The organism is Alkalilimnicola sp. S0819 (assembly GCF_009295635.1).
Taxonomy (GTDB): Bacteria; Pseudomonadota; Gammaproteobacteria; order Nitrococcales; family WHIW01; genus S0819.
The window spans coordinates 242,845-256,344 of sequence record NZ_WHIW01000002.1 but is presented as its reverse complement, the minus strand read 5'-3'; the positions used below and the strand labels follow the sequence as shown (position 1 = coordinate 256,344).

Annotated in this window: 11 protein-coding genes; 6 read left to right on the top strand and 5 right to left on the bottom strand. The window is 66.6% G+C overall.

Going from position 1 to position 13,500, the window contains the following annotated elements; translation table 11 throughout:
• Positions 1 to 7: 7 nt before the first annotated feature.
• The 6 genes from map (at position 8) to dapE (ending at position 7,363) form a co-directional block, all read left to right on the top strand.
• On the top strand, positions 8 to 772 hold the full coding sequence (gene map / locus GBG68_RS02770; RefSeq protein ID WP_152144872.1) for a type I methionyl aminopeptidase: 765 nt from the start codon (positions 8 to 10) through the stop codon (positions 770 to 772).
• Positions 773 to 776: 4 nt separating this feature from the next.
• Positions 777 to 3,515, top strand: a complete 2,739-nt coding sequence (gene glnD, locus GBG68_RS02765) for a [protein-PII] uridylyltransferase (protein WP_152144870.1) — start codon at positions 777 to 779, stop codon at positions 3,513 to 3,515.
• Between the two features lie 55 nt (positions 3,516 to 3,570).
• The gene (gene dapC, locus GBG68_RS02760) at positions 3,571 to 4,764 is read left to right on the top strand and encodes a succinyldiaminopimelate transaminase (protein ID WP_152144868.1); all 1,194 of its coding nucleotides are present in this window, start codon (positions 3,571 to 3,573) and stop codon (positions 4,762 to 4,764) included.
• Between the two features lie 30 nt (positions 4,765 to 4,794).
• Positions 4,795 to 5,613, top strand: coding sequence for a 2,3,4,5-tetrahydropyridine-2,6-dicarboxylate N-succinyltransferase (dapD, locus tag GBG68_RS02755; RefSeq protein ID WP_152144866.1), 819 nt, complete (start codon positions 4,795 to 4,797; stop codon positions 5,611 to 5,613).
• A gap of 237 nt (positions 5,614 to 5,850) precedes the next feature.
• Entirely contained in the window at positions 5,851 to 6,225 is a 375-nt protein-coding gene (locus tag GBG68_RS02750) for an ArsC family reductase (RefSeq protein ID WP_152144864.1), read from the top strand.
• Between the two features lie 10 nt (positions 6,226 to 6,235).
• A complete protein-coding gene (gene dapE, locus GBG68_RS02745; RefSeq protein WP_152144862.1) occupies positions 6,236 to 7,363 on the top strand; it encodes a succinyl-diaminopimelate desuccinylase in 1,128 nt (375 codons plus the stop codon).
• 59 nt (positions 7,364 to 7,422) lie between these two features.
• Here dapE and dapB read toward each other — a convergent pair whose 3' ends face one another.
• The 5 genes from dapB to hrcA all read right to left on the bottom strand — a co-directional run bounded on the left by dapB (position 7,423) and on the right by hrcA (position 13,356).
• Positions 7,423 to 8,226, bottom strand: a complete 804-nt coding sequence (dapB, locus tag GBG68_RS02740) for a 4-hydroxy-tetrahydrodipicolinate reductase (RefSeq protein WP_152144860.1) — start codon at positions 8,224 to 8,226, stop codon at positions 7,423 to 7,425.
• A gap of 157 nt (positions 8,227 to 8,383) precedes the next feature.
• Positions 8,384 to 9,517: a molecular chaperone DnaJ gene (gene dnaJ, locus GBG68_RS02735; protein ID WP_152144858.1), complete on the bottom strand. Its 1,134-nt coding sequence runs from the start codon at positions 9,515 to 9,517 to the stop codon at positions 8,384 to 8,386.
• Positions 9,518 to 9,689: 172 nt separating this feature from the next.
• Complete coding sequence (dnaK, locus tag GBG68_RS02730) at positions 9,690 to 11,612, bottom strand: molecular chaperone DnaK (protein WP_152144856.1); 1,923 nt, start codon at positions 11,610 to 11,612, stop codon at positions 9,690 to 9,692.
• A gap of 23 nt (positions 11,613 to 11,635) precedes the next feature.
• Complete coding sequence (gene grpE, locus GBG68_RS02725) at positions 11,636 to 12,241, bottom strand: nucleotide exchange factor GrpE (RefSeq protein ID WP_152144854.1); 606 nt, start codon at positions 12,239 to 12,241, stop codon at positions 11,636 to 11,638.
• Between the two features lie 62 nt (positions 12,242 to 12,303).
• Positions 12,304 to 13,356: a heat-inducible transcriptional repressor HrcA gene (hrcA, locus tag GBG68_RS02720; protein ID WP_152144852.1), complete on the bottom strand. Its 1,053-nt coding sequence runs from the start codon at positions 13,354 to 13,356 to the stop codon at positions 12,304 to 12,306.
• Positions 13,357 to 13,500 lie beyond the last annotated feature (144 nt).

Below are 13,500 nucleotides of genomic sequence, written 5' to 3'. Positions count from 1 at the left end.
GAATAGCATGTCCGTCACCATCAAGACCCCGGAAGAGATAGAGAAAATGCGCGTCGCCGGACGCCAGGCCGCCCAGGTGCTCGACATGATCGGCGAACACGTGCAGCCGGGGGTTACCACCGAGGAACTGGACCGGATCTGCCACGCGTACATCGTCGACGAACTGGGGGCCATCCCCGCGCCGCTCAACTACCGTGGCTTTCCCAAGTCCATCTGCACGTCGGTGAACCACGTCGTCTGTCATGGCATTCCCGGCGGCAAGCGCCTGAAGAAAGGCGACATCATCAATATCGACGTCACCGTCATCCAGGACGGCTACCACGGCGATACCAGCCGCATGTTCTATGTGGGCGAGCCCTCCATCCAGGCTCGGCGCCTGTGCGAGACCGCGAAGGAGGCCATGCACATCGGCATAGAGCAGGTGCGTGCCGGGGTGCAGCTGGGCGATATCGGCCACGCCATTCAGCAATACGTCGAGAGCCGCAATTTCTCGGTGGTGCGCGAGTACTGCGGCCACGGCATAGGCCGCGAGTTCCACGAGGATCCGCAGGTCCTGCACTACGGCCGCCCCGGTACCGGCTTCACCCTGGAGGCGGGCATGACCATCACCATCGAGCCGATGATCAACGCCGGCCGCCGCGAGACCAAACTGCTCAAGGACCAGTGGACGGTGGTGACCAAGGACCACAGCCTCTCGGCGCAATGGGAGCACACCCTGCTGGTCACCGAGACCGGCTACGAAATCTTCACCCTCTCGCCTCGGGACGCCTGAGCCCATGTGCCCGCAAACCCCTTCGGACCCGGCCCTGTTCGACGGCCAGAGCTTCGATATCGCGCTGAAGGGGGGCACCGCGCCCATCGCCCTGTTCCGCAATGCACTGAAGGAAGGCGACCGGACACTGGCCCAGCGCTTCACCGAAGGGGTGTCAGCCGCGGACCTGGTGCCGCGACGCGCCTGGTTGGTGGATGAGTTGCTGCGCCGGGCCTGGCGGCTGTGCGAGCCCTCCACCGAGGCGGCCCTGTGCGCTGTGGGCGGTTACGGGCGCGGCGAGCTGCACCCGGGCTCCGATGTGGACATCATGGTGTTGCTGCCCGAGGGCGGTGAAACCGCCGCCGAGGGGCTGGAGCAATTCATCACTTTCCTCTGGGACATCGGCCTGGAAGTGGGCCACAGCGTGCGCACCCTGGCCGACTGCGTGCGCGAATCCGAAGCCGATATCACCGTCGCCACCAATCTGATGGAATCCCGCCTGCTGGCGGGTAAGCCGGCCTTGTATCAGGCCATGCGCGAGGACACCGGCCCCGCGCGACTGTGGGCGAGCCGGGATTTCTTCCGCGCCAAGTGGGAAGAGCAACTCGCGCGCCACGCCAAGTACGAGGACACGGCCTACAACCTGGAGCCCAACATCAAGGAGGGCCCGGGCGGGCTACGCGACATCCAGATGGTGGGCTGGGTGGCCAAGCGCCATTTCGGCGCCGAAACCCTGCACGACCTGGTGGGCCACGGCTTTCTCACCGAGAGCGAACATCAGTCGCTGGCCAAGGGGCAGGAGTACCTGTGGAACGTGCGCTTCGCCCTGCACACCCTGGCCGGGCGGCGCGAAGACCGGCTGCTGTTCGATCACCAGATCCGCCTGGCGGAGCAGTTCGGCTACCAGGACCAGGAGCACAACCTGGCGGTGGAGCAGTTCATGCAGCGCTACTTCCGGGTGGTGATGGGCCTGAGCCGGCTCAACGAGATGCTGCTGCAGCTCTTCCAGGAGGCGATCCTCTACGCCGATGACGACGAAGCGCCTGTGGTGTTGAACAAACGCTTCCAGGCCCGGCGCGGCTTCCTGGAGGTCACCCATTCAAACGTCTTCAAGCGCTATCCCTTCGCCCTGCTGGAGGTGTTCCTGTTGATGCAGCAACACCCGGAGCTGAAGGGCGTGCGCGCCTCCACCATCCGACTGATCCGCCAGTACCGCAACCTGGTGGATGCGCGCTTTCGGCGCGATCTGCGCGCCCGCAGCCTGTTCATGGAGATCATGCGCCAGCCCCAGGGCATCACCCACGAGATGCGGCGCATGCACCGCTACGGTGTGCTGGCACGCTACATCCCGGCCTTCGGCCAGATCACCGGGCGCATGCAGTACGATCTGTTCCACGCTTACACGGTGGATTCCCACACCCTGATGCTGTTGCGCAACCTGCGCCGCTTCGCCATCCCCAAGCACGCCCACGAATTCCCCCTGTGCAGCACCATCATGAACCGGCTGCCCAAGCCGGAGCTGCTGTACCTGGCCGCCCTGTTCCACGACATCGCCAAGGGCCGCGGCGGGGACCACTCGGTGCTGGGCGCCGAGGACGCTTACACCTTCTGCGCCGAGCACGGCCTGAGCAGCTACGATGCGCGTCTGGTGGCCTGGCTGGTGCGCAACCACCTGCTCATGTCCATGACCGCCCAGCGCAAGGACATCGCCGACCCTCAGGTCATCAACGACTTTGCCCGCCAGGTGGGCGACCACATACACCTGGATTACCTGTACCTGCTCACGGTCTCGGACATCCGCTCCACCAACCCCTCGCTGTGGAACTCCTGGAAGGATTCCCTGCTCGCCGAGCTCTACAGCAGCACCAAGCGTGCCCTGCGCCGGGGCCTGGGCGACCCCATGGGCGATCAGGAATTGATCCGCGAGACCCAGACCCACGCCCGTCACCGCCTGAGGGCCCGCGGGCTGCACCACATGACCGTGCGCAGCATCTGGCGACGCTTCACCGATGACTACTTCCTGCGCTACTCCGCCGAGGAGATCGCCTGGCACACCGCCGCCATCGCCAAGGCCCGCCCCCAGGATCTGCCGCTGGTGCTGATCAACCCCCGCGGCCCCCGCGGCGGCACCGAGGTCTTCGTCTACACCCGCGATGTGGGACATGTGTTCGCGCTCACGGCATCGACCCTGGACCAGTTGAATCTGGACATCCAGGACGCGCGCATCATCACCACCGACGGCGGCTACACCCTGGACAGCTACCTGGTGCTGGACGAGCAGGGCGAACCGGTGACCGAGCGCGGGCGGGTGGAAGAGATCGCCCTGCGCCTGCGCGATGCGCTTCAGGACACCGAGCGCCTGCCCCAGCCCTCCACCCGGCCGCTGCCCCGGCGGCTGCGGCATTTCCGCACCGCCACCCAGCTCAGCTTCAGCAATGACGTGCGCAGCCACCACACGGTGCTGGAGCTGATAACCGGGGACCGGCCCGGCCTGCTCTCGCGGGTGGGGTATGCGTTCACCACCTGCGATATACGGCTGAAGAACGCCAAGATCACCACCATCGGCGAGCGAGCCGAGGACGTGTTCTTCATCACCGATGACGCGGGCCGCCCCATCTCCGACCCCCGGCAGTTCGAATGCCTGCGCGGCGCGCTGGATGAACTGCTGGGTGGCGAAGGCACGCAGCTCACCTCGCAAAGCGGCGCCCACCAGCCGGCTCTCCCCCCCACGGCCGAGGAAGGCGGCGACGAGCGCACGGGCTGAACCGCCACGCCCAATGCCCTATAATCACTCGCCGGCACGCGGCCTGGAGCGCTGTATGAACCCCCATCTGGACGAATTGCTGCCCTACCCCTTCGAGCGCCTGGCCGCGCTGAAGCAGGGTGAGGCGGTTCAAACCCGCGCCCCGCACATCAGCCTGGCAATCGGCGAGCCCAAGCACCCCACGCCCGCACTGATCACCGACGCCCTGTGCGCCGCCGCCCCACAGGGGCTGGGCCGCTACCCCGCCACCCGCGGCCAGCCCGAGCTGCGCGCCGGGATTGCCCGTTGGCTGGAGAATCGCTATCGGCTCACGGGCCTGGATCCGGAGCGGCAGGTACTGCCGGTCAACGGCACCCGCGAGGCCCTGTTCGCCTTCGCTCAGACCGTCGTCCAGGGGGGGGCGGCGGCGAAGGTGCTGATGCCCAACCCCGGCTACCAGATCTACGAGGGCGCGGCCCTGCTCGCCGGCGCCCGCCCGTATTATCTGGCTTGCGGCCCGCAGAACGGTTATCTGCCGGATCTGGACGCGGTGCCGGAGGCGGTCTGGGACGACTGCCAGCTCATTTATCTCTGCAGCCCCGGCAACCCCACCGGCGCGGTGCTGCCGGCCGAGCAGTATCGACGCCTGCTGGAACTGGCGGATCGGCATGATTTCGTGATCGCCTCCGACGAGTGCTACTCCGAGCTCTACAGCGACGAGCAGGCACCGCCCCCGGGGCTGCTGCAGGTCTGCGCGGAGCTTGGCCGGCACGACTACGCCCGCTGCGTGGTCTTCCACAGCCTGTCCAAGCGCTCCAGCGCCCCGGGGCTGCGCTCCGGCTTCGTGGCGGGCGATGCCGAACTGCTGCGCGCCTTCCTGCTCTACCGCACCTATCACGGTGGGGCCATGGCGGAGCACGTGCAGCAGGCGAGCATCGCCGCCTGGGCGGACGAGGCACACGTGGCGGAGAACCGTCGCCTGTACCGGGAGAAGTTCGCGGCGGTGGACCGTATCCTGCGCGGCGTGCTGGACTACCGCCTGCCCGAAGCGGGCTTTTATCTCTGGCCCCGCACACCGATCGCCGATACCGATTTCGCCCTGGGCCTGTACCGCGAGCAGAACGTCACCGTGCTACCCGGCAGTTTCCTCTCCCGGGAGGCTCACGGCAGCGTGCCGGGTGCCAACCATGTGCGCATCGCCCTGGTGGCCGACTACGAGGAATGCGTGGCCGCCGCCGAGCGGCTTCGCGCTTACGTCAACAGTTTGTGAATTTCACCGAACCGCAACAAGGAGTCCCCCATGGCAGACCTGCAGACGGTCATTGAACAGGCCTTCGAGAAGCGCGCCGAGCTGAACCCCGCCGCCGCCCCCGCCGAGGTGCGCGAGGCGGTGGAAGAGGCCCTGGCGCTGCTGGATTCCGGGCGCGCCCGGGTAGCCGAGAAGCGCGACGGCGACTGGCAGGTCAACCAGTGGCTGAAGAAAGCCGTGCTGCTCTCCTTCCGTCTCAACGACAACGGTGTGATGCGCGGCGGCGTGACCAACTTCTTCGACAAGGTCCCGCTCAAGTACGCCGACTACAACAGCGAGCAATTCCGCGAGGGCGGCGTCCGGGTGGTGCCCCCGGCCATGGCCCGTCGCGGCAGCTACATCGCCCCGGGCGCGGTGCTGATGCCCTCCTATGTGAACATCGGCGCCTACGTGGATGAAGGCACCATGGTGGACACCTGGGCCACCGTCGGTTCCTGCGCGCAGATCGGCAAGAACGTGCATCTGTCCGGCGGCGCGGGCATCGGCGGCGTGCTGGAGCCGCTGCAGGCCAACCCCACCATCATCGAGGACAACTGCTTCATCGGCGCCCGCTCCGAGGTCGTCGAGGGCGTGATCGTCGAGGAAGGCGCGGTGATTTCCATGGGCGTGTTCATCGGCCAGAGCACCAAGATCTACAACCGCGAAACCGGCGAGATCAGCTATGGCCGCGTGCCCGCCGGCTCCGTGGTGGTACCCGGCAGCCTGCCCGCCGAGGACGGCAGCCACAGCCTGGCCTGCGCGGTGATCATCAAGCAGGTGGACGCCCGTACCCGCAGCAAGGTCGGCCTGAACGAACTGCTGCGGCCTTAAGGGCTAGCGGACGGTTTTTTCACCGCGGAGGACGCAGAGGAGCGCGGAGAAAACAATTCGCCACAGAGGCACAGAGGTTCACAGAGGGCCACAGAGGTGAAAGAGACGTTGCTGCAAGCAGTCTTTAATCTCTGTGATTCTCCGTGGATCTCTGTGCCTCTGTGGTAATACGTTTTCCTTCCCCGCTGCGTTCTCAGCGTCTCTGCGATTATAAGGAAGTGACAGGAACACCCGCCCATGACCACCCTTTACGGCATCAAGAACTGCGATACCGTGCGCAAGGCCCGGCGCTGGCTGGACGCGCGCGGCGTGGACTACCGCTTCCACGATCTGCGCGCTGACGGCCTGAGCGCCGAGCAGACCGCGCGCTGGTGCGAGGCCTGCGGCTGGGAGCAAGTGCTGAACCGCCGCGGCACCACCTGGCGTCAATTGGACGGGGCGCTGAAGGCCACCGCCGACGCCGCCAACGCCCCTGCTCTGCTCGCCGAGCACCCCACCCTGATCAAGCGCCCCGTGCTGGAACACGCCGACCGCATCCGCGTAGGCTTCAACGAGGCCGACTACAGCACGCTGTTCGGCGAGGACACCCCGCCGAACCCGCCCGCCCCGTAGGAGCGACCCCATGTCCCCCACCCTGAAGCTCGCCTGCGAGCTGATCCGCCGGCCTTCCATCACACCGGACGACGCTGGCTGCCAGGCCCTGCTCGCCGAGCGGCTGCAGGCCCTGGGCTTTCGCTGCGAACACCTGCGCTTTGGCGAGGTGGACAATCTCTGGGCCCGGCGCGGCCAGGACGGCCCGCTGTTGTGTTTTCTGGGCCACACCGATGTGGTGCCCACCGGCCCCGCATCGCAATGGGACAGCCCGCCCTTCGAGCCGGCCCTCCGCGACGGCCGTCTCTACGGCCGGGGAAGCGCCGACATGAAGGGCAGTGTCGCCGCCTTCGTCACCGCGCTGGAGCGCTTCATCGCCGAGCACCCGCAACATCGCGGCGCCATCGGCTTTTTGATGACCAGCGACGAGGAAGGCCCGGCGGTGGACGGCACCGTGAAGGTGGTGGAAACACTCACCGCCCGTGGCGAACACATCGATATGTGCCTGGTGGGCGAGCCCTCCAGCACCGAGCAGTGCGGCGATGTGGTCAAGAACGGCCGCCGCGGCTCACTCAACGCCCGGCTGACCGTGCTGGGCAAGCAGGGCCACGTGGCCTACCCCCATCTGGCGCTGAACCCGGTGCACGCCCTGGCCCCGGCCCTGGCGGAGCTTGCCGCCACCGAGTGGGACCAGGGCAACGAATTCTTCCCCGCCACCAGTTTTCAGGTATCCAACATCCACGCCGGCACCGGTGCGACCAACGTCATTCCCGGCGAGCTGGAAGCCCTGCTGAACTGGCGTTACTCCACCGAAACCACCGCCGAGCAGCTGATGGCCCGGGTGGAAGAGGTATTCAAGCGCCACGCGCTGGATTATCGGGTGGACTGGCAGGTCTCCGCCCGCCCCTTTCTCACCGAAACCGGCCCACTGGTGGAGGCGGTGTACGCCGCGGTGGCCGAGGTGCGGGGCGAGCCGCCGCGGCTGCTCACCACCGGGGGCACTTCGGACGGGCGCTTCGTGGCGCCCACCGGCGCGCAGGTGGTGGAACTGGGGCCCACCAATGCGAGCATCCACGCGGTAAACGAGAATGTGGGCGCCGAGGAGCTGGACCAGCTCTCGGCCATGTATGAAGGGGTGTTGAAGCGCCTCTTCGCCTGAGTCGCCCCCGCCGTGGGGGTGATGCAGCCGAAGGCGGGATCGAGGATCCCGCCCCGGGCTTATTTCAGGTTCAACACGTCCGGCATATCGTAAAGGCCGGCGGGCTGCTCCATCAGCCAGGCGGCGGCGCGCACCGCGCCGCTGGCGAAGGTCATGCGGCTGGAGGCCTTGTGGGTGAGCTCGATGCGCTCGCCCATACCGGCGTAGAGCACGGTGTGGTCACCGACGATGTCACCGCCGCGGATGGTCTCGAAACCGATGGTCTTCGAATCCCGCGCACCGGTATGGCCCTCGCGGCCGTAGACGGCGCACTCGCGCAGATCACGGCCCAGTGCCCCGGCCAGCGCCTCGCCCAGGCGCAGAGCGGTGCCCGAGGGGGCATCCACCTTGTGCCGGTGATGCGCCTCGATGACTTCCACGTCGAAATCGTCCCCCAATGCCCGGGCGGCGGTGTCCACCAGTTTCAGCAACAGGGTGACGCCCACGCTGTAATTGGCGGCGAAAACGATGGGCATGTCGGCCGCGGCCTCGCGCAACACCTCGCGCTGTGCCTCGCTCAGACCCGTGGTGCCGATCACCATGCGCTTGCCCGCGGCGCGGCAGGCCGCCACATTCGCCACGGTGGCCTCGGGGGTGGTGAAGTCGATGAGCACATCGAAATCGTCCAGTACTGCGGCCAGCTCATCGCTGACCCGGACACCCAGGGTGCCCTGCCCCACCAGCTCGCCACAGTCGGCGCCGATCAGGCTGCCGCCGGGCCGGTCCACGGCGGCGGTGAGTGTCAGCGCGGGTTGTGCCAGCACCGCCTCGATCAGGGTGCGGCCCATGCGGCCGGCGGCACCGGCGATAGCGATACGGGTCATAGGGTTTTCGTCTCCTAACATCGAGGTCTGGCGGGGGGTAACCGCAGCGGCGCAGAGGGCGCAAAGTTCCGCGGAGAACCTCGGAAAATCGTCATCATTCCCGACTCTGTGATTCTCTGTGTCTCTGCGCCGCTGTGGATATCCCCACCGAATAGAATCAGAATTTCAAATCATCGAAGAAGCGCTTGACGCCGTCCAGCCAGGAGCTGGCCTCGGGGGTGTGGCGGCCGGCGCCGGCATCCAGGGTTTCCCCCAGTTTTTCCAGCAGCTCGGACTGCTCGCGGGTGAGGTTCACCGGGGTTTCCACGTTCACCCGCACCAGCAGATCCCCCGGGCCGCCGCCGCGCACCGGGCTCACGCCCTTGCCGCGCACCCGGAAAACCTTGCCGCTCTGGGTGCCGGCGGGAATCTTCAGGCTCACACGCCCGTCCAGGGTGGGCACGTCCAGCTCACCGCCCAGCGCCGCCACCACCATGTTGATGGGCACTTCGCAGCGCAGGTTCGCGCCGTCGCGCTTGAAGATGGCGTGTTCGCGCACCGCCACCTGCACGTATAGATCGCCGGGCGGGCCACCGTTCTCGCCGGACTCGCCCTCGCCGCTCAGGCGAATGCGATCGCCGCTGTCCACACCGGCGGGGATCTTCACCGACAGGGTCTTGCGCTCTTCCACCCGGCCGCGGCCATGGCAGCTGCGACAGGGGTCGGTGATCACCCGGCCCTCGCCATGGCAGCGCGGGCAGGTCTGCTGCACGGAGAAGAAGCCCTGCTGGATGCGCACATCGCCGTGGCCATGGCAGGTGGGGCAGGTCTGGGGGGAGCTGCCCTTCGCCGCGCCACTGCCCTCGCACACCGAGCAGGCGACCAGGGTGGGCACCTGGATGTCCACGTCCTTGCCGCGCACCGCGTCTTCCAGGCTCATCTCCAGGGTGTAGCGCAGATCCGCGCCGCGGAACACGCGCGCGCCCCGCGCACCGCCCCCGCCGCCGAAGATGTCGCCGAACACATCGGAGAAGATGTCCGAGAAGCTGGCGCCACCGGGCCCGCCGCCACCCATGCCCCTCATGCCGTCCACACCGGCATGGCCGAACTGGTCGTAGGCGGCTCGCTTCTGCGAGTCGCTAAGTACCTCGTAGGCTTCCTTGGCTTCCTTGAACTGGTTCTCGGCTTCCGTGTCGCCCGGGTTGCGGTCCGGGTGGTACTTCATCGCCAGCCGACGGTAGGCCTTCTTCAGCTCCGCGTCGGCGGCATTCTTCGCCACGCCCAGAACTTCATAATAATCGCGTTTCGCCATGTTCGCTTACAGCCTGCTGTGGGCTCGTGTACCTTGCGGGCCTGCCGTGCCACGCGAGAAGCGCGCAGTATACAGATCCGCCTGTCGACAAACGACAAAGGCGCGAGGGCTCGCCCCCACGCCTTGTCGCCATATGCGCGCCGCCGCGACGGCGCGCCAGGGGCGGGTGCCCTTACTTCTTGCTGTCGTCCACTTCCTCGAACTCGGCATCGACCACGTCGTCCTGGCCGGCCGCGCCCTGCTCGGGCTGTTCGGCGCCGCCCGCCGCATCGCCGCCCTGCTCGGCGTAGAGCTTCTCGGCCAGCTTGCCGGAGCGCTCGGCCAGGGCCTCGGTCTTGGCGGTGATGGCGTCCTTGTCATCGCCCTTCATGGCCTCTTCCAGCTCACCGATGGCGGCCTCGATGCCTTCCTTCTCGGCGTCGTCCACCTTGTCGCCCACTTCCTTGAGCGACTTGCGGGTGGCGTGGATCATGGTGTCGGCCTGGTTACGGGCCTCCACCAACTCCCGAGCCATGCGGTCCTCGTCGGCATGGGCCTCGGCGTCCTTGACCATGCGCTCGATCTCCTCGTCACTGAGGCCGGAAGAGGCCTTGATGACGATGGACTGCTCCTTGCCGGTACCCTTGTCCTTGGCGGAAACGTGCAGGATGCCGTTGGCGTCGATGTCGAAAGTGACCTCGATCTGCGGCACGCCGCGGGGCGCCGGCGGGATGTCCGCCAGGTCGAAGCGGCCCAGGGACTTGTTGGCGCTGGCCATCTCGCGCTCGCCCTGGAGCACGTGCACGGTCACCGCGCCCTGGTTGTCCTCGGCGGTGGAGAACACCTGGTTCGCCTTGGTGGGAATGGTGGTGTTCTTCTCGATGATCTTGGTCATCACGCCACCCAGGGTCTCGATGCCCAGGGAGAGCGGGGTCACGTCCAGCAGCAGCACATCCTTGACGTCGCCGCCCAGCACGCCGCCCTGGATAGCAGCGCCGATGGCCACCGCCTCGTCCGGGTTCACGTCCCGGCGCGGGGCCTTGCCGAAGAACTGCTCCACGGCTTCCTGCACCTTGGGCATGCGGGTCTGGCCGCCCACCAGGATGATCTCTTCCACTTCGGAGGCCGACAGGCCGGCATCCTTCAGCGCCACCTTGCAGGGCTGGATGGTGCGCTGAATCAGCTCTTCCACCAGGGATTCCAGCTTGGCCCGGGTGAGCTTGATGTTGAGGTGCTTGGGCCCGGTGTTGTCGGCGGTGACGTAGGGCAGGTTCACCTCGGTCTGGCTGGTGGAGGACAGCTCGATCTTGGCCTTCTCGGCGGCCTCCTTCAGGCGCTGCATGGCCAGCGGATCGCCGGACAGATCGATGCCCTGGTCCTTCTTGAATTCGGCCACCAGGTAGTTGATCACCGCCCGGTCGAAGTCCTCGCCACCCAGGAAGGTGTCACCGTTGGTGGAGAGCACTTCGAACTGATGCTCGCCGTCCACCTCGGCAATCTCGATGATGGAGACGTCGAAGGTGCCGCCACCCAGGTCGTAGACCGCCACCTTGCGATCCCCGCGCTCCTTGTCCAGGCCATAGGCCAGCGCTGCGGCGGTGGGCTCGTTGATGATGCGCTTGACCTCCAGGCCGGCGATCCTGCCCGCGTCCTTGGTGGCCTGGCGCTGGGAGTCGTTGAAGTAGGCCGGCACGGTGATCACCGCCTCGGTCACTTCCTCGCCCAGGTAGTCCTCGGCGGTTTTCTTCATCTTCTGCAGGGTGCGGGCGGAGATTTCCGGCGCGGCCATCTTCTTGCCCTGCACTTCCACCCAGGCGTCGCCGTTGTCGGCCTTGACGATCTTGTAGGGCATTTCCTTGACGTCGCGCTGCACCACGTCCTCGGCGAACTTGCGGCCCACCAGGCGCTTCACCGCGAACACGGTGTTATGCGGGTTGGTCACCGCCTGACGCTTGGCCGGTTGCCCAGTGAGTATTTCGCCGTCCTCGGCAAAGGCGACGACGGAGGGGGTGGTGCGGTCACCCTCGCTGTTCTCGATGACACGGGGCTTGCCGCCTTCAATCACTGCCACGCAGGAGTTGGTGGTGCCCAGGTCGATACCGATGATCTTGCCCATAATGTGTACTCCTTGAACTGAATCTATGCTTGTTCGTCGATCCGCGTGCTCGGCCCCTCCTCGGGGGCCTTCGCCACCAGCACCATGGCCGGGCGCAGCAGACGTTCCTTGAGCAGATAACCCTTCTGGATGACTTCCAGCACGGTGTTGGGCGGCTGCTCGGCGCTGGGCTGCATCGCCATCGCCTCGTGCCGCTCGGGATCGAATTTTTCGCCCAGCGGGTTCACCTCGGCGATCCCGTGGCGATCGAAGGCCTGGCCGAGCATCTTCAAGGTGAGCTCGCTGCCTTCGCGCAAGCGCGCCACGTCGGTGCTGCCTTCGGCGGCCTTCAGGCCCATTTCCAGGCTGTCCTTGACCGCCAGCAGGTCGGCGGCGAACTTCTCCAGCCCGAACTTGTGTGCCTGCTGCAGGTCACGCTCGGCGCGGCGGCGGATATTGTCCGCCTCGGCGCTGGCGCGCACGAACTTCTCCCAGTTCTCGTCGGCCTTGCGGCGCAGTTGCTCCAGCTCCGACTCCAGCTGCGCGACACGGTCCTCCGCGCCGCCCGGGGCGTCCTGCGGGGACGCCGAGGGCTCCTCCGCGGCCGTCTCGGGGACGGGCTCGGCTTCCGGTCGTTTCTCCTCAGCCATGCAGTACTCCGTTGCTCCTGTTGAAAATTGCCGCCCCCGAGGCCATTTGGCCTACCTTGGGTTCAGCGGGATCTATTCAAGGCGGTACCCAGCAATCGCGCCGTCATATCGACGATGGGTATCACCCGGTCGTAGGCCATGCGGGTGGGCCCAATGACCCCCAGCACACCCACCGCCTCGCCTTCCACCGCATAGGTGGAGGTAACCAGGCTGCAGCCGTCGAAGATCTGCACGCCCGATTCCTGGCCGATGTATATCTGTACGCCGTCCGCCACCAGGCAGCGGTCCAGCACATTCAAAATGTCGCGCTTGCGGGCGAAGGCATCGAACAAGCCGCGCAGCTTCTCCACGTTGGACAGCTCGGCGAATTCCATCAGGTTCGTCTGCCCGGCCACCACGTAGTCCTCTTCCCGCGGCGTGTCGGTGAAAAGCTTCTCGCCCACCGAGATCACCGAACCCATCAGTTCATTGAGATGGGCCTGGTGGTGCTTCATGTCCGCCAGCAGCTGGCGGCGCACATCCAACACATCCTTGCCGGCGAACTGGGCATTGAGAAAGTTGGAGATCTGCCGCAGCTCGCTCTCGGAGTAGGGGCGCTCGGTCTCCAGAATCCGGTTCTGCACTTCCTGCTCGTTCACTACCAGGATCGCGAGAAGCCGATTCTCCGACAGGGGCAGGAACTCCACCTGACGCAGCGCGGCGTGGTCGCGGCGCGGCAAGGTCACCAGCCCGGCGTAATGGGTCAGACTGGAGAGCAGGTTGGAAGCCGAGTCCACCAGCGCGTCGGTACCGGCTTCGGCATCCAGCTGGATCTTCAGCCGCTCCACGTCCTGGGGCTGCAGCGGGTTGACCGTGAGCAGGCTGTCCACGAAGAAGCGGTAACCCTTCTCCGTGGGGATGCGCCCCGCCGAGGTATGGGGCGAGACCACATAGCCGAGCTCATCCAGATCCGACATCACGTTGCGGATCGTCGCCGCGCTCACCGACAGCCCCGACTCACGGGTCAGCGTTCGGGAGCCCACCGGCTGCCCATCGCGTATATGGCGCTGCACCAGTACCTTCAGCAGGTGCTGGGCGCGCTCCGAGAGCCCATATTCGCCGCCTTTGCGTGCCATGCCGTATCCAACATCCGCCTTGGCTGAACACCTTAGCACTCTCTGCGTTGGAGTGCTAAGCGAAACATAGCGAGCCGCCCCCGCACTGTCAAGATGTTGGCGGCCCGCGGCGCCGTTGGCGCACCCGGGGGGCTATGCTAACTT